11 protein-coding genes are annotated in these 17460 nt (G+C 71.5%); 2 read left to right on the plus strand and 9 right to left on the minus strand.

Features of this window, described 5'->3' with window-relative positions; translation table 11 throughout:
• Window positions 1-195: 195 nt before the first annotated feature.
• The 7 genes from AOK23_RS36610 to AOK23_RS36640 all read right to left on the minus strand — a co-directional run bounded on the left by AOK23_RS36610 (window position 196) and on the right by AOK23_RS36640 (window position 12677).
• The gene (locus AOK23_RS36610) at window positions 196-4107 is read right to left on the minus strand and encodes an nSTAND1 domain-containing NTPase (protein ID WP_240496725.1); all 3912 of its coding nucleotides are present in this window, start codon (window positions 4105-4107) and stop codon (window positions 196-198) included.
• Window positions 4108-4305: 198 nt separating this feature from the next.
• Complete coding sequence (locus AOK23_RS36615) at window positions 4306-4761, minus strand: hypothetical protein (protein ID WP_055716816.1); 456 nt, start codon at window positions 4759-4761, stop codon at window positions 4306-4308.
• A gap of 117 nt (window positions 4762-4878) precedes the next feature.
• Window positions 4879-5805 carry a hypothetical protein gene (locus tag AOK23_RS36620; protein WP_240496726.1) on the minus strand — a complete coding sequence of 309 codons (927 nt, stop codon included), beginning with the start codon at window positions 5803-5805 and terminating at the stop codon, window positions 4879-4881.
• A 405-nt stretch (window positions 5806-6210) separates the two neighbouring features.
• Window positions 6211-8277 (minus strand): elongation factor G, encoded by a 2067-nt coding sequence (fusA, locus tag AOK23_RS36625; protein WP_055716818.1) that lies wholly within the window; start codon window positions 8275-8277, stop codon window positions 6211-6213.
• Window positions 8278-8630: 353 nt separating this feature from the next.
• Window positions 8631-10652 (minus strand): glycosyl hydrolase, encoded by a 2022-nt coding sequence (locus tag AOK23_RS36630; RefSeq protein WP_055716819.1) that lies wholly within the window; start codon window positions 10650-10652, stop codon window positions 8631-8633.
• Window positions 10653-10838: 186 nt separating this feature from the next.
• A complete protein-coding gene (locus tag AOK23_RS36635) occupies window positions 10839-11609 on the minus strand; it encodes a class I SAM-dependent methyltransferase (protein ID WP_055716820.1) in 771 nt (256 codons plus the stop codon).
• Between the two features lie 105 nt (window positions 11610-11714).
• Entirely contained in the window at window positions 11715-12677 is a 963-nt protein-coding gene (locus AOK23_RS36640) for an NAD-dependent epimerase/dehydratase family protein (RefSeq protein ID WP_157878258.1), read from the minus strand.
• 696 nt (window positions 12678-13373) lie between these two features.
• On the opposite strand from AOK23_RS36640, the gene AOK23_RS36645 reads away from it, so the two are divergent.
• Window positions 13374-13967, plus strand: coding sequence for a dTDP-4-dehydrorhamnose 3,5-epimerase family protein (locus tag AOK23_RS36645; protein ID WP_338056556.1), 594 nt, complete (start codon window positions 13374-13376; stop codon window positions 13965-13967).
• A gap of 95 nt (window positions 13968-14062) precedes the next feature.
• Here the strand turns inward: AOK23_RS36645 and rfbB are convergent, their stop codons facing one another.
• Together rfbB and AOK23_RS36655 are read right to left on the minus strand one after the other, a co-directional pair.
• On the minus strand, window positions 14063-15061 hold the full coding sequence (gene rfbB, locus AOK23_RS36650) for a dTDP-glucose 4,6-dehydratase (RefSeq protein ID WP_055716823.1): 999 nt from the start codon (window positions 15059-15061) through the stop codon (window positions 14063-14065).
• Window positions 15058-16122, minus strand: a complete 1065-nt coding sequence (locus tag AOK23_RS36655; RefSeq protein WP_055716824.1) for a glucose-1-phosphate thymidylyltransferase — start codon at window positions 16120-16122, stop codon at window positions 15058-15060. Before AOK23_RS36655 ends, rfbB begins: the two co-directional genes overlap by 4 nt.
• Window positions 16123-16756: 634 nt before the next feature.
• Here AOK23_RS36655 and AOK23_RS50775 point away from each other — a divergent pair.
• The coding region (locus AOK23_RS50775) for a protein kinase (RefSeq protein WP_240496727.1) at window positions 16757-17060 on the plus strand (304 nt) is incomplete at its 3' end.
• Window positions 17061-17460 lie beyond the last annotated feature (400 nt).

Consider the following 17460-nt stretch of genomic DNA (forward strand, 5'->3'; position numbering starts at 1 on the left):
CCGGCGGACGGCCGGCGGACAGCCTGGTGGAGGCCCCGCGAACGGCTGGCGACAGCCCGGTGGAGGCCCCGCGAACGGCTGGCGGACAGCCCGGTGGGCGCCCCGCGGACGGCCAGTGGACGGCCCGGCGAACGGCCGGCGGAGCACCCGGCGGACGGCCACCGGCGGACGGCCGGCGGACGGCCGGTGTGTCGCTCAGCGGCTCCCGCAGTCCCCCGCGTCCGCCGCGACGGGCACCCCCGGCAGCAGTGTGGCGCGCTCCTCGGGGCCGATCCCGGCGCGCATCCGGCAGATGTCCGCCAGCCGCGCGCCCGGGTCGAGGTCCCACAGCCGTACGGTGCCGTCGGTGCTGCTGCTGGCCACCGTCCGCCCGTCGGGGGCGAAGTCGACGCCCCACACCGCGTTGCTGTGGCCGGTGAGCGTCGCCCACGGCCGCCGCCCGGCGACGTCCCACAGGCGGACCGTGCGGTCGTTGCCGCTGCTGGCGAGGGTGCGCCCGTCCGGGCTGAACGCCACACCGCGCACCGCGCCCGAGTGGCCGACGAGGGCGGCCTCGAAGCGGCGGTGCCGGACGTCCCACAGGCGTACGGTGCCGTCGTTGCCGCTGCTGGCGAGGATGCGGCCGTCCGGGCTGAACGCGACGCCCCGCACAGCTCCCGAGTGCCCCCGCAACGCGCCCAGTTCGCGATGCGAGGCGACGTCCCACAGCCGTACCGTCAGATCGTCGCCGGCGCCGGCCAGGGTGCGGCCGTCGGGGCTGAAGGCGACATCGTTGACGAAGTCCTTGTGGCCGCCGAGCACGGTGGTCTGGCGACGCTTCGCCACGTCCCACAGGCGCACCGTGTGGTCGGCGCCCGCCGACGCCAGGGTCCGCCCGTCGGGGGCGAAGGCGACCGCGAAGACCTGCCCGGCGTGCCCGGTCAGCTTCTTCAGCGCCGCGCGCCGTGCGACGTCCCACAGCCGGACCGTGCCGTCGGAGCCCGCCGACGCGAGGGTCCGGCCGTCGGGCGAGAACGCCACCGAGAACACGGTCTCGGTGTGCCCCTTCAGCGCCGCCACGAGGGTGTGCGTCAGCGCGTCCCACAGCCGTACGGCGTGGTCGGCGTCGGCGGTGGCCAGCAGCTTCCCGTCGGGGCTGTACGCGGTCTGCCAGACCTCGGTGAACGGACGGGACGTCAGGACCGGCCCGGCGAGGTCCCACAGGGCGACGGACTGGTCGAACCCGGCCGTGGCCAGCAGGGCGCCGTCGGAGGTCACGGCCACCCCGAGGACGTAGTCGGTGTGCCCGGCGAGCACCGCGGTCTGCCGGCCGCCGCGCACGTCCCACAGCCGGGTCGTGCCGTCGCCGACCGCTCCGACGACCGTCGTTCCGTCCGGGGTGAAGACGACGGCGTTGATGTCGTCGCTGCTCCCGGTGAACGTGGCCGTCAGCCGTCTGTCGCGCACGTCCCACAGGCGTACCGTCCGGTCGACGCCGGCGGAGGCCACCGTGGTGCCGTCCGGGGAGAAGGCGACACCCAGCACCTCGTCGGTGTGGCCCTTGAGGGTGTGGACGAACTCGTTCCGTCGGGTGTCCCAGATCCGTACGGCGCGGTCGGTGCCTGCGGAGACGAGCGTCCGCCCGTCGGGGGCGTAGGCCAGCGCGTTGGGGGTGCCCTTGTGGCCGCGGAGGGTGGCGACGGTCCGGGGCTGCCGGGACGCGGTGTCCCACACCCGGACGGTGCCGTCGGCGGCCGCGACGGCGAGCCTGCCACCGCGCGGGTCGAAGGCCACGGACCGCGCGCCCTTCGTGGCGTCGGAGAGCACGCCCGTCCTGCGGTGGGCGGTGGTGCTCCACAGGGTCACCGGTCCGTCGGTCGACGTCACCGCGACCGTACGCCCGTCGGGGCTGAAGGCGACCGAGCGCACCCGTCCGGGCACGGTGAACCGGGCGAGGATCCGATGGCCCTCGGCGGTGTCGCGCAGGGTGACCGTGCCGTCGGAGCTGGCGGTGGCGAGCATCCGGTCGCCAGGGGCGAACGCCACCGCGTTGACCGGTCCGCGGTGACCGTCGAGACGGGCGGAGAACGGCTGCGACTGGGTGCTGAGCAGGGCGCCGCGCGCCTCGGCGGTCGTGGCGGCCCGGTAGGCCTCCTCCGCGAGGAGCATCGACGCCTCGGGCCGGCCCCCGGCGAGGGACGCGGACCGCGCGGCGAGGGCCTGGGAGCGGGCGACGCGCTCCTGGTCGAGGGCGCCCTCACGCTGCTGGTAGGCGAGCCCTCCGGCGGTGACGGCGAGCCCCAGCAGCACGGCGAGGGTGGCGAGCATGGACTGCCGCAGCCGCACCTGTCGTCGGGCCTGTCTGCGCCGGCCGTCCTCCTCGGCCTGACTGGCCGTCAGAAACGCCTCCTCGTCGGGCCCGAGCCGGGCCCGGCCGTCCGACTCGTCGGCCCACGTCCGTACGGTGTCGAGGCGGGTGCCCCGGTAGAGGGCGGACGGATCGCGGTTCTCGCGCTCCCATTCGGCGGCGGCGTGGGCGAGTTGCTGGTGGAGGAGGAGACCCGCCCGGTCGGCGTGGATCCAGTCCCGGAGGCGGGGCCAGGCGTGCAGCAGGGCCTCGTGGGTGATCTCGACGGTGTCGCTGTCCAGCGTGATGAGCCGGGCCCGGACGAAGGCGTCGAGCGCGGTGGCGGCCCCGTCCGCGTCGCCGAGCTGCGCCATCAGGGCGTCCCGGCTCATCCGGCGGCGGGTCGCCCCGGCCCCGTCCATGACGAGGACCAGCCGGGACAGGATGCGGCGGATCGTCTTCTGCTCGGCGGGATACAGCCGGGCGAACACGTTCTCGGCGGTGCGGGCGACCGCCCCCTGGATGCCACCGGCCCGTTCGTACCCGTCGACGGTCAGCGCGGAGTCGCGGCGCCGCTGCCAGGTGGCGAGCAGCGCGTGGGAGACCAGGGGGAGCGCGCCGGAGGGAGTCTCGTCGGAGCCGGTCGTGGAGGGCCGGGGGCCGGGGCCGGGGTCCTCGCGGAGTCCGGCGTCCCGCAACAGCAGGGGGACCAGGCCGGGTTCGAGGGTGACCCCGGCGAGTTCGGCGGGGCGTGTGATGGACTCGCGCAGTTCCGCGACGGTCATCGGGGACAGGACGAACAGCCCGTCGGTGAAGACCCGGGCCAGCTCGGGGAGGTCCAGGCAGCGGCCGGTGAAGTCGGCGCGCACGCCGAGCACCACGACGGCGGCCGGATGCGGGTGATCCGCGGGCCGGGAGGTCGCGAGGGCGCACAACACGCGGACGTACGCTCGGCGTTCGTCCTCGTCCGGACAGAGCGTGAAGAGTTCCTCGAACTGGTCGACGATCAGCACCGGTCGGGGCGGCGGGGGCCGCCGCGGCCCCTCGGTCCGCGGCGAGGTCTCCGACCGGGCCCGTACGGCGCCGAGCAGGGCGCCCGGGTTGTCCCGTACCTCGTCGGCGGCGATACCGAGGTCGCCGCCCAGCGCCTTCGCGACGCGCTCCAGCAGTTCGTCCAGGGGGCGCGAGGTGGGGGTGAGCAGCACCACCGGCCAGCGGTCGGCGCCCGGCATGGGGAGGTCGCCGCGACGCAGGGCGGGGACGAGTCCGGCGTTGAGCAGCGAGGACTTGCCCGCGCCGGACGGTGCGACGAGCATCAGGGGGCCGCCGCCGATCCGTTCGAAGACCCGCTCCACCAGTGCGGCCGTCGCGCGGTCCCGGCCGAAGAACATCTCGGCGTCCTGGGGGGTGAACGCCGCCAGGCCGCGGTAGGGACAGCTCTCGTCGGACTGCCGCTCCACGGGGTCGGTGTCGGTGCGGGGGTCGCCGTCACGAGGCGACGCCTGCTGCACCAGCCGCAGCAACTCCCCTTCGGCGCCCAGCACTTGGTCGCACAGCCGGGCGACGTCGACGGTCGCGCGCTTCGTGCCGGTCTCGATCTTGCTGAGGTAGCCCTTGCTGTAGTGGGTGCGCCGGGCCAGGTCGGTGAGGGACAGTCCGCGCTCTTGTCTGAGCCGTCTCAGCTGCGCCGGGAAGGACAGCGTGGTCAGCGCGTCCCGGTCCCGTCCGTGATGAGGGTCTGGTTGCTGTCCGTGCTGCGGGTCCCCCAAGGTGTCCCCCAAGGCAGAGCGGCCGTGAGACGGCGGATGCCCAGGTTACTGCCGGGTCCTCGGGGGCGGCCAAGTCTTTCACCCGGAGTGGCGAAAACAGGGACGCCCGGAACCGCGGGCAGCCGGTTCCGGACGTACGTCGCTGTCACCGCGAGGGCGCGGGCGGCCCGGGTCGGTCAGGTCCGGGCCGCCCCCGCCGGCGGTGGGGGATCAGGTGAGGTTGGTCGCGCACCCCCCGTTGACCCACTTGTGACCCCGGATGTTGTCGTCGGCCCAGGAGCCGTCGGAGAGGCGGTTGTCGGACAGGTTGTCGGCCCACGCCTCGCCGGGCAGGAGACAGGCGTGGCCGTCGTTGGGGCCCTCGGCGTGACCCTGCCACTCGTAGAACTTGACGATCGACAGGCTGCCCGTGTAGCCGCGGTTCATGACGGACGAGGCCCTGTCCCAGTTCGCCGTGCCCCAGTCACCGACGGTGTTCGGGGTGGCGATGAGCTGGTCGCCCGAGCAGTTGTAGCCGTCCCAGGCGTACATGTAGCCGTTGCGCGGCCCCCACTTGTCGCCGCAGCCGGAGGCGGCGGCGGTGTCCGCCGCCTGCGAGGTGGCGGGTACGACGACGCCCAGGGCCGTGAGCCCGAGGAGCGCTGCCGTGACGGTGAACTTGCGCATGATGTTTCCCCTCGTTTCCTTGGTCGTGCGTGGGTGTGGCTGCCGGTGACCGCACACCGGGCGGTGGCCCGGTCCTGCCGTCCTCGGTGGTCGGTGCGCGTCCGGGACGTGTGGTGGTCAGTCGCGTTCCGGAACGATGCGCACGGCCCGGTCGAATGCCTGCTGGGCGAGGCTCCGATACGTGTCGAGGTCCTTGCCGAACCGGTCACGCAGACGGTCCTCGTAGTACGTCTCCCGGGCCGACGCCACGGCGCGCAGCGAGGTCTCGCGAGCACAGGTCGCGTCGGCCACGGCGATCTCGCGCTCGACGGCGAACGCCTCGTCGGCGCGGGCCCCGCCGAGCCGGCTGGTGTTGACCCGGACGGCTTCGCGGGCCGCCTGGGGGTCTGTGTAGGGATGTCCGGCCTTCTCCATGCAGTGGGACCAGGCCCGCAGCGTCGTGGTGAGCCGGCGGTCCTTCATCAGGTCGTCGCCGTAGAGGGCGCTGAGACCGGTGGCGATCTTGCTGGTGCGGAACCATTCGGCCGGGTCGCCGTAGAGCTTGCGCTCGGCCTCCTCGGTGCAGCCGCCGAGGCGCTTGCGGATCTCTCCACGGCCGTTGGGCAGCCGCGCGGTGAGCGTGCGGACGTCGTCGCCGCCGTCGAGCGCGAGATCGAAGGCGGCGCGTCGTGACGGGGTGAGGCTCTGACGGTAGGTGCCGATGGGGTTGCTCTCGCGGACCTTCTGGTTCTCGGCGTCGATGCGGCTGCCGTACCCGTGTGCGCGGGCCCAGGCCACGTCGTCCTGGACGTAGCGCACGGGGCGACTCTCCTCCAGCGTCAGGCGGCGGTCCTCCCAGTAGGTGAAACCGTGGCGCTTCATGCACAGCTTCGTCAGTCGCTGCTCGGCGTCGCTGACGCGCAACTCCTGTTGCCAGGTCAGCTTCTCGGGCCGGGACCCCGGTTCCCGAGGTGTCCGGCGGTCGCCGTCACCGCCGGCGCATCCGGTGGCGGCGACCGCGGTGGCCGCAAGCACCGCGCACAGTGACATGAGCGCCCGTCTCATGAGCCGATCCCCCCTCGTCTCACGCTTGGTCGTGGTTGCCGCGTGCTGACGTATCCAGAGTTGCCCCGCCTCTCCGGGCGGTCGACGGGTTTCCTGTTGCCCGCCCTGACGTCGGCCGGGAAACAAGGGGTGAGCTGGGAGGACGTGGGAGTGGAGGCAACGCGGGGGCGTCCGTGGGGGCGAGGTGGCCACGGCTCGGTCACAACGGACACAAGTGGAATCACGGACGAGCGTTGAAGGCCGCTTGCTCCGCCACTACAACCACGTGACGCAGGACAGTTCCCCGCGCCCCTGGCAGGGGCGCGGGGAACCGCGCGACAAGCCCCCACGACCCCGCACTCGCCGTCGAAGGAGCCGGCCTCGAACCGGCACGCGAAGCCGGGGTCACAGGGGCGGCAGGGGCGTCTACCGCTCACTCACCACGGCGGCGGGCGCCACCGCGTAACCCGCGGGGCGTGTCGTGAACGTCCCCCTCCCCTGCGTACGGCTGCGCAACCGCGTGGCGTACCCGAACAGCTCGGCCAGGGGCACGGTGGCGGTGACCACCACCGACCCCGCCCGCGCCACCGAGTCCGACACCCGCCCGCGCCGCGCCGCGAGGTCCCCGAGGACCCCGCCGACCGCGTCCGCGGGCACGGTCACGGTGACCTCGGCGACCGGTTCCAGCAGCGCCATCGCACTGCCCCGCAGCGCCTCGCGCAGCGCGAGCCGCCCGGCCGTGCGGAACGCCATCTCCGAGGAGTCCTTGGAGTGGGTCGCCCCGTCGGTGAGGGTGACGCTCAGCCCGGTGACCGGGTGACCGCCGAGCGGGCCCTCCGCGAGGGCGTCCCGGCACCCGGCCTCGACCGCGCGCACGAACTCCTGCGGCACCCGCCCGCCGACGACCGTCGAACGGAAGGCGAAGCCGGTGGTGCCGCCGTCCGTCGCCTCCAGCGGTGCCACGTCGAGGACGACATGGGCGAACTGCCCGGCGCCGCCGTCCTGTTTGACGTGCCGGAAGACCAGCCCGGACACGCCCCGGACGACCGTCTCGCGATAGGCCACCCGAGGCCGGCCGACCGTGACCTCCACGCCGGACGTCTGCCGGATCTTCTCCACCGCCACCTCCAGATGCAGTTCCCCCATCCCGGACAGCACGGTCTGCCCGGTCTCGGGGTCGGTCCGCACCACCAGCGAGGGGTCCTCCTCCGCCAGCCGGGCCAGCGCCGACGCCAGCCGGTCGGTGTCGGTGCTCCTGCGGGCCTCCACGGCCACCGACACCACCGGGTCGGCGACGGACGGCGGTTCGAGGAGCAGCGGAGCGGCCGGTGCGCACAGGGTCGTGCCCGGCCGGGCCGCCTTGAGGCCGATCACGGCGACGATGTCGCCTGCCGACGCCCGGTCCAGTTCGGCGTGGCGGTCGGCCCGCACCCGCAGGATCCGGCCGATCCGCTCGGTGCGCCGGGTGGCCGCGTCGAGCACGGTGTCCCCCTTCCTGATGGTCCCCGAGTACAGCCGCAGATAGGTCAGCCGCCCGGTGGCCGTCGCGCTGACCTTGAACGCCAGCGCGGCGAGAGGCACCTCCGGGTCGGCGGCGCGTTCCTGCTCCGTACCGTCGTGCGTGCCGCGCACCGGCGGCACGTCCAGCGGTGAGGGCAGGTACGCCACGGCCGCGTCGAGCAGTGGTTCGATGCCGCGGTTGCGGTAGGCGGAGCCGCACAGGACGACCACGCCGTCACCGGTCGCGGTCAGGTCGCGCAGCGCCGCGGCGAGCGTCGGCGCCGAGAGCGTGGACGTGGCGCAGAACTCGTCGAGGGCGACGGGATGCAGTTCCGCCACGGCCTCCTCCAGCCGTCGTCGTCGGCGCTCCGCCTCGTCGCGCAGGGCGTCGGGCACGGGCCCCTCCTGGACCTCCTCACTGCCGTCGGACCAGGTCAGGGCCCGCATGCGGAGGAGGTCCACGACGCCGGTGAAGCCGTCCTCCGTGCCGATGGGCAGCTGCACGACCAGCGGCGCGGGGTGCAGCCGCCGCCGGATGGAGTCGACCGCGGTGTCGAGGTCGGCTCCGGCACGGTCGAGCTTGTTGACGAAGGCGATCCTCGGTACGCCGTGCCGGTCGGCCTGCCGCCACACCGACTCGCTCTGCGGCTCCACGCCGGCGACCGCGTCGAACACGGCGATCGCGCCGTCGAGCACCCGCAGCGAGCGCTCCACCTCGTCGGCGAAGTCGACATGGCCGGGAGTGTCGATGAGGTTGATGCGGTGGCCGTCCCAGGCGCAGCTCACGGCCGCCGAGAAGATCGTGATGCCGCGGTCGCGTTCCTGCGGGTCGAAGTCGGTGACGGTGGTGCCGTCGTGGACCTCGCCCCGCTTGTGCGTGGTCCCGGTGACATAGAGGATCCGCTCGGTGACGGTGGTCTTTCCGGCGTCGACGTGGGCGAGGATGCCCAGGTTGCGGACGGCGGTCAGGGTGGTGGCGTCGAAGGTGCGCATGGCCCGTGGCCTTTCAGCTGAGCTGTATCAGGGCAGCGCGATTCCCGTGCGGGCGGGGAACGACGAGGGCACGCCGAACGACGGGCGCAGGACAGGACTGTCCTCCGTCTCGGCGCGTGGATTCGACGTCAGGCCGGCGTCACGGGCATCCGGTACCGGCCGCGCAGCGGGCACCGGACGGACGAGGACACGAGGATCACCTCGTACAGGGACGAGGGGACGACGACAGCGGTGCGGTCACACACGGCAGGTCCCCCCTCTCTCGACACACGTCACACGTCATACGGAGCGCGCGCCGCGATCTCGTGCGGCGCGCGATGTGTGCCGAGTCTAGGGACGGCGACGGGGCCGGGTCACCGTATTTTCCCCGCCTGGGCGACGGCCCTGATGGCGTCGACGTACACGACACCCTTGGTCACCGTGGCGTCCGCCCGGCCGAGGTACAGGGTGAACGCCGTGACCTTGGCCAGTCGGGCCGCGTCGAGCACGGCTCCGGGGTGTGCGGTGTCCCAGGGCGCGGGCTGGAACTCGCCGAAGGGCATCGTGAGCTCCTGCCCGGTGGTGTCGGCCAGCGGGAACCGGTACTGGAACGGGATGCCGTCGGCGACGATCTCCACCGCCCCGGCGTTCTCCGAGCCGTCGCCGCGCAGCCACATCGCCAGGGACGTGAACGCGGACCAGTCGGCGACGAGCGCTCTGCCGATGCCGGTGAACTCGGCGCCGGAGAAGTCGTACGCGTAGGCCAGTCCGTAGGAGCCGGAGGACTTGTGGTCGGGCGACAGGGTGAGGGTGTGGGAGTTGAGGTGGGTGTACGCCTCGCTCAGGGCGATGTCGTCACCGGCGTACCCCTCGAAGTCGTCGATCCAGCCGGCGGGCAGCCGTGGGGCCTCGCCGAGGAGGACGACGGCGGAGTCGGTGAGCGTCTCGCCGTCCACCTGGGCGCGCACGGTGAGGGTCGCCGAGCCCTTCTTCCGCAGGGCGGGGCCGATCGACCAGACGGCCGAGTGGTAGCCGTCGGGGCCGAGGCGCAGCGCTCGGGCCCGTCCGCCGTTCACGGAGTAGGTGACGCGGCTCGCCCGCGCGGGCGTGACCCGCACCCGGACGGTGGTCCGGGAGGCCGTCACCCGCTGCCGGTCCGTGGGGGTCACCAGGTGCATGACCGGGCCGTTCCTGACGGCGGTGGTGCGCGCCTCGAACACGCCCCGGAGGTCGGCGGCGAACAGGGTGTGGGGGTCCCGGTGGAAGGCGGTGAAGTCCGGCAGCAGTGCGTGGCCGGGGTACGGCACGTAGGCGCGTCGGGTGCCGCCGAAGTTGGCCCAGGTCGCCATGTACGTCACCTGGCGGGCCAGCGGGTCCGCCTTGAGGGCCCCCAACAGGTGGGTGAACCACTGCGGATCGCGGACCTCGGTGCCGCTCTCCCCGAACTCGGTGAAGGCGGGCACCTTGTCGCGCTCGGTGGCCAGCCGGACCACCATCGCGAGGTCCCGCACCAGACCGTCCAGCCAGGGGGTCGGCCCGGCGGCTTCGTCGTAGGAGTCGTAGCCGAGGATGTCGACGAAGCGGTCGCCGGGGTAGGTCTTCAGGTAGCCGGCCGGGTCGCCGCCGAGACTGGCGTTGGGCGAGTAGGCGTAGAGCAGGTTGTGGACGCCCTTGGTGTCGCGCAGGTACTCGACGGTGTAGCGGAACACTTCGATGAACTCGCCCGAGGTGGTATGGCCGGCGCCCCACCAGAACCAGCCGCCGTTGTTCTCGTGGAAGGGGCGGAAGATCACGGGGATCGCGGTGCCGTCCGGCCGCCGCGCGCCCTTGACCGCCTTCGCGACACGGTCGAGGAAGGCGTTGAAGGCCGCGTGCTTCGCGCCGCCGGGCAGGATCTGCCGGACCACGCGGCCCGTGGTGTCGTAGAAGTCGCCGCCGGTGACGAAGTTCGGCAGATGGGCGCTGAGGGTGTTGATCCCGCCGCGTGCGTCGCCCTGCCGGATGCAGCGGCTGAGCGCGGCGATGTTCTCGGCGTGGGTGCCGCCCTCGACGCCGGGGCGTTCGTCGCCGTCGAGGACGAGGGTGTCCCAGCCGAAGATCGCGGGGTAGTCGCCGACCGCCGCCCGGGTGTCGGACGCCCTGCCGTCGGGGGTGGTGAAGGTGAAGCCGTAGGTGAGGTCGTGCTGGTGGCCGAAGAGGATGCCCTTGCCCTGCTGCCGCTTCAGATAGGCGTAGAGCGCGCGGGTGGCGGGGGTCGCCCTGTCGTCGACGATGCGGACGGGCACCGGTGTGCGGGCGGGCGCCGCGACGGCGATCGACGTCCTGGTGCCGGCGGCCGCGGCGACCGCGGCGCCGAGCAGCACGAACGCGCGACGGCTCAGGGGCGAACGGGGCATGTATGTCTTCTCCTCACGGCCGGCTGCGGACAGGGGTCGTCCTGGTCAGGGACATCCGCAACGCATGAGACGCGTGTGACTCAAGTGCCGCCATTCGACTAGAAGTTGAAGAGAAAAGGAAGAGCTCGGCCCCATACGAGAAGGGCCCCGACCTCATGGTCGAGACCCTTGCCTTGAGCTGCTGTCTCACTCGCCCCACTTCATGTAGATCACCGGGGGCTCACGGCCGGGCAACTGGCGCAGCGGGGCGTGATCGAGGCCGAGCACCTCGCGCAGGGCCACCGTCTCGCCGGGCCACTTGGGGTGGGCCAGCTCGTCGAAGGCGAGGATGCTTCCCTTGGTCAGGTACGGCTTGATGACCTCGATGAGTTCCTTGGTGGGCTGGTAGAGGTCCAGGTCGAAGTAGGCGAGGGCGATGACGGTCTCCGGGTTCTCCTCGAGGTACTTCGGGACCGTCTCCCGCACATCACCCTGCACGAGGAAGGAGCGCTGGGTGTGGCCGAACGGCTCGCCGGCCTCGTGGGCGGCGAGCACCTCCCGCAGGTGGTCCACCTCACCGTCGGGGACCGCGAAGCGACCGGGCACCGCGCTGGTGCTGACACGGTCCACGTCCTCGATGTCGGGGAAGCCGGTGAAGGTGTCGAATCCGACGATGCGGCGCAGCGAGTTGTACGGCTCGTAGATGCTGCGCAGTGCCGTGAGCGTGACGAGGTGCCGGCCGTGCAGCACACCGAACTCCATGATGGTGCCGGGGACCTCGGGCAGCATGCGGTACAGGGCGTCCATGCTCAGCAGGTCGGCCAGTTGGTGGCGCCGCAGATAGACCGGAAGGTTGTCGATCAGGTACTTGGGCGGGATGGGGCTGTCGACGAACAGCTTGGTCAGCCGCTCCCGGACGTCGCGTTCCCGGTCGGACTCGTGCGGCACGATCCGCGGGTCGGTGAATTTCTCAGTCATGGACGCGTTCCCCTTCGGGGTTCTCGGTGGCTGCTGATGAACAGTACGGACGACGCCTCCGGGCTCCCACCCCTAAACACCCCTGTCGATCCGGAACAAGAAGGGTCAGCTCTCCGCACGCGAGGAAAGATGAATCCTTCGGTACCAGTCCGCCGTCTGTTCCAAACCCTCCCGAAGACCGCGTGGTTGGAAATCGATGATTCCGCCGAGGCGGGTGAGATCGAGTGTCCGACTCGGCCGACCCGTGGGCTTTTCTTCGTCGAACGTAATGCGGTCCGGCTTTCCCAGAGCGGCACATACGAGTTGTGCCAGATGCCGCATGGAAACTGTTTCCGGCGTCCCCACATTGACCGTGTGGTGTTTGTTCTTCTCGACCATCTGGAGAACCGCGTGCACCAGGTCGGTCACGAACATGTAGGTGCGGGTCTGGCTTCCGTCCCCCCAGATCACGATCTCCTGGTCGGCCGCGGCTCTGGCGAGCATGGCGGGGATCACCCGGTCCGCGCCCGGCTCGAAGTTGTCGCGCGGCCCGTAGATGCCGGTGAGACGGGGCCTGAAGACATTCATCCCGTGCTCGTGCCGGTAGGTGTCCGCCAGCATCTCCTCGTAGAGCTTCGCCAGGTAGTACCCGTCGGTCGCGTACCGCACGGCCGCGCGGAAGTCGTCCTCCTCCCTCAGCGGGCGGGTCACGGACGACCGGTACACCTCGCCGGAACCGAGTAGGACGACTTCCTGAGTCCCGTGTTCCCGGGCGCATCTGAGCACGTTGGCGACGGGCCGGAAGTTGGCCTCGAAGACGGTCGCGGGATGGGCGTACCGGAATCCCGCGCTTCCCCACATGGCGGCGCAGTGCACCACCGCGTCCACGCCCCGCGGCGCCCAGTCGAACACGCGGCGCAGCGCGGGTTCGTCGCACAGGTCGACCTGGATACTCAACAGGCCGTCACAGGCGGGCAGTTGGGACAACATGTGTCTGTTGTCCCTCCGATACAGGCATATCACGTGGGCCTGACGCGCCAGCAGTTCCTCGACGAAGTGCGATCCGATGAAACCGGTGCCGCCCGTCACGACGACCGTCCGGTCGGCCCAGGCTTGCGGTGACACGTGGCCGACTCCTCTTTTTCAGGTATGGGACTCGGGCGGGCTCAGGGTGACAGCGGGCACAGGCCCCCGCACGATCCGTGCGGAGCGTCTCCTTCGGACGCGTGCGCCCATTCAAGTCCCATGCGTGAGAGGGAAACCAGGGTCCAGGACCCCTATCCACGACGCACGTCCCCCTAGGGGTGTTTCACAGCACCACCGCAGTGGAGGTCAGGTCGGCGCGGGCCGGCCGACGACCGGGGAGAACGGTCGGGGGCGACCCGCAGCCCGAAAGCCGGGGCGCAGTACGCCGCTCCCGCCGCCCCCCGTCCGGGGCGCAGCACGCCACTCCCCCTCCTCCCCGTCCGGGGCGTATCCGCACGCGCCGCATGCCGCCCCGCGCACTCCTGCGGAGATCGGCTGTCCGCGGGTACGGACGGCCCTGGTGGCGGGGCTGGAGGGATTAGGGGTTGTTCGCCCCCTTGGCCGCGGAGGAGCATCGGCGCTGAGACGAGTCCCGGCCCGCGCTGTCCCAGCCGGTACGCAGCTCCATCGACTGCGCGGGCCACGCCCCTCGGGGGACGGCGTACCTCACGTTCCAGCGACACCGACCGAGATGGGATCACCTGACCATGACACATCGCGTTCTCCCGCCGAGCGGGCCCGCCGGACGCCCGGGGAGGGGTGAGCGGCGTGCGGGCGCGTGAGCTGGCGATCGCCGGTGCCTTCGAGTTCACCCCCGACGTCCACGCCGACAAGCGGGGCCTGTTCGTCGCGCCGTATCAAGAACCGGCGTTCGTCGCGGCGGTGGGCCGGCCCTTCTCCCCCGCCCAGCTCAACTACAGCCGGTCCATGCGGGGGGTGATCCGGGGGCTGCACTTCACCCGGACGCCTCCGGGGCAGAGCAAGTACGTGTACTGCGCCGGCGGACGCGCGCTGGACGTGATGCTCGACGCCCGGGTCGGCTCCCCGACCTTCGGCAAGTGGGACGCCGTCGAACTCGGGGGCGGGTCCTTCCGGGCCGTGTACTTCCCTCTCGGCGTCGCACACAGCTATGTGGCTCTCGAGGACGACACCGTGATGGCCTACATGGTCAGCGGCAACTACGTCGCCGAACGGGAACTGGCGATCCACCCGCTGGACCCGGAGCTGGTCCTGCCCTGGCCCCAGGGCATCACCCCGATCCTCTCCCCGCGTGACCAGGCGGCCCCGAGTCTCGCCGAGGCTCTCGCCATGGGCATGTTGCCTCGCTACGAGGACTGCGTCCTGGCGGAGTAGCGGCCACCGTCCCCTGCCCGCGAACGGGCAGGGGACGGTGCGGGTTGTCAGCGTCGCCGTCTCGGCCCCCGCACCCGCGGGGTCGGTGGTCGCCGTCAGACGGTACGGTGCCGACCGGTGGCCACCCGCGGGGTCGTGAGCGGCTTCCACCAGTCGGGGTTGTCCCGGTACCAGGTCACCGTGTCGGCCAGTCCCGCGTCGAAGTCGATCCGGGGGGCGTAGCCCAGTTCCTCGTGGATCTTCGTGCAGTCGAGCGAGTACCGCAGGTCGTGTCCCGGCCTGTCCGCCACCCTGTGCACCATGGACGGCGGGGCCCCGCACAGCTCCAGCAACCGCTCCGTGAGCCACAGGTTCGTCCGCTCGGCTCCACCGCCGATGTTGTAGACCTCACCGGGGCGCCCCTGGGTGAGCACCAGGTGCAGCGCCCGGCAGTGGTCGTCCACATGCAGCCACTCACGGACGTTGGAACCGTCGCCGAACAGCGGAACCGGCCTGCCCTCCAGCAGATTGCTGACGAACCGCGGGATCAGCTTCTCCGGGTTCTGGTACGGGCCGTAGTTGTTGCAGCAGCGCGTGACGGAGACGTCGAGGCCGTGGGTGCTCCAGTACGCGCGGGCGATCATGTCCGCCCCCGCCTTGGACGCGGAGTAGGGGGAGTTGGGCGCCAGGGGCCACTCCTCGGTCCAGGACCCGTCGGTGATCGAGCCGTACACCTCGTCGGTGGAGACGTGCAGCACCCGTGGTACTCCGGCCCGCAGACAGGCCTCCAGAAGGGTCTGGGTGCCGGCCACGTTGGTCCGCACGAACACCGCGGGGTCGTCTATGGAGCGGTCCACGTGCGACTCGGCCGCGAAGTGCACCGCGACGTCGTGTCCCGGCAGGAGCTCCATCAGGGCCGGCAGATCGCAGACGTCGCCACGGACGAACCGCATCCGCGGGTGGGACTCGGGCAGGCTGCCCCGGGTGCCGGCGTAGGTCAGGGCGTCGTAGACGGTGATCTCGGCGTCCTCGAATCCCTCGTAGCCGCCCGCCAGCATGGTCCGCACGTAGTGCGAACCGATGAAGCCCGCGCCTCCGGTGACGAAGACCTTCATGCGGCCACCTCCACGCGGGCGTCGTCGCCGATGATCAGTCGATGGCCGGGGTTCTCCCGGCCCGCGCCGACGACGGCCGACCGGCCGATCATGGAGCCGTGCAGGCTCGGTACGTCCGTCACGGTCGCCCCGTCCAGGGTGATGGAGTGGTCGATGCCGGAACGGCGCAGGACACAGTCACGCCCGATCGACGTGTACGCGCCGACCCGGCAGTCCTCGATCGTGCTTCCCGCACCGATGATCACCGGACCCTCGACCCGGGACCGGATGATCCTGGCGCCCGCCTCCAGTACGACGGGGCCGGTCAGCACGCTCGTCTCGTCCACCTCGCCGACGACGTCGCCGGTGAGGCCGGCGAGGAGCCGGCGGTTGCACTCCAGGACGTCGTCCACGTGGCCGGTGTCCTGCCAGTAGCCGCTGTACTCGCTCGCGCGCACGTCGGCACCGGAGGCCACCAGCCACTGCAGGGCGTCGGTGATCTCCAGCTCTCCCCGGGCGCTGGGCGCGATGGCGTCCACGGCCGCGTGGATGTGGAACGTGAAGAAGTACACGCCGATGAGCGCCAGGTTGCTGCGTGGGTTCTGCGGCTTCTCCACCAGCCGGGCGACCGAGCCGTCCGGATGCAGTTCCACCACTCCGAAGGCCCGGGGGTCGGGCACCTTGTGCGTCACCAGCTGCGCGGCCGGGCGTTCGGTGCGGAACGTCTCGGCGACCGCGCTTATCCCGTTGGGAAGGATGTTGTCGCCCAGGTACATGACGAAGTCGCTGTCACCGAGGAAATCCCGTGCGATCCGCACGCAGTGGGCCAGGCCCAGCGGCCGTTCCTGGCGGATGTACACGATCCGCACCCCGTACCGGGAACCGTCACCCAGTACCTCGCGTACGCGTTCCTCCCAGTCTCCGACGACCACGCCGACCTCGGTGACGCCCACCCGGCCGATGTTCTCCAGCACATGCTCCACCACCGGTTTGTTGGCGACGGGAAAGAGCTGTTTGGGCATGGAGTGGCTGAACGGGCGCAGACGGGTTCCCGTCCCGCCGGCCAGGACTAGGGCCTTCATCGCGGTCCTCTCCTCACTGCCTGCCGGTCACGGCCGCGGCGAAACGACAGGGAATTTCCGGCTCGCCGATTTCGGCAATATGCCGAGGCGGAATGATTCAACGAATAACGGAAGGCCCCGTTCGGAAACCTGGTGAGGAGGCTATAGAGTCCCGGAAATACCCACCACCCCTACATCCCCTTATTCGCCCTCCCCTTGCTCCATTGCCCCCCTGTCCGCCGGCCCCTCATCCTTCACCCTCGCGACCGCCCCGCAGTCGCGGAGCAGGAAGGCCGGGAAGGGGCGAAAGGCCGGGAAGAGTGGGAAATAGTCGCGAGTAATACCACGAAGCACCCCGAAGGACGCCGTTCGCCGGAGGCAGCGCGACGGCACACCCCCGGTGCACGCCCCGGATCCACACCGAGTCGGACTCTTCACGCGTTCTCAACCCCAAGAGGTTGATATCTCCATCCCGCAATCCGCGTTCCCGGCTCCCACCGCATCCACTACCGTGTCTTCAGGCGCGCATCGCGGCTGATCAGACGCCCGCCATGACCGAGTTACGAGGACACACGTGCAGATCACGCCCCTGAACCCCGAGGACCCGCTCTCGCTGGGCGACTTCGAACTCCTCGGCCGGATCGGCCAGGGAGGCATGGGCCAGGTCTTCCTCGGAGAATCGCTCGGTGGCGAACCCGCCGCGGTGAAGGTGATCAAGCCGTCGGTCGTGGACTCGGAGTCCCGCGGACGGTTCGCACAGGAGATCGAGGTCCTCAAGACCATCTGGGGCCCGCGGATCGCGGCGTTCCTGGGAGCCGACGCGGAGGCGGAGCAGCCGTGGCTGGCCACCGAGTACGTGGCCGGGCCCGACCTCGCCCGGCACGTGGAGACGCATGGACCGCTGCCGTCGGTCCTCACCGCCGCACTCGGTGCGATCCTCGCCGAGGCACTGTCGGCCGNNCCCCAACCAGGTCGTCGGCACCCCGGTCTGCATGGCCCCGGAACAGGCGGCCGGCGAGAAGCCGCTGACGCCCGCCGTGGACGTCTACGCGCTCGGGACGGTACTGCTGTTCGCGGCGGCCGGCCACTACCCGCACCAGGCGGCGACGCCCTACATGGTCTTCCACCTGGTCACCGACCCCGATGCGGCCCCTGACCTGTCGGACGCCCCCGCCGACCTGGTGCCGCTGCTGACCGACATGTTGGCCCACCGCGCGCAGGACCGTCCGCCGCTGGTCGAGGTGGTGCAGCGGTGCCGCTCGGTCGTCGAGGCCCACGGGCTGAAGATCGCCCAGGCGCGCCGCCGGCTCACCGCCCACACCGCACAGCAGCACGCCCCGACCCTGCCGCTGCCCGCCC

Source organism: Streptomyces torulosus, assembly GCF_001419765.1.
Classification (GTDB): Bacteria; Actinomycetota; Actinomycetes; order Streptomycetales; family Streptomycetaceae; genus Streptomyces; species Streptomyces torulosus.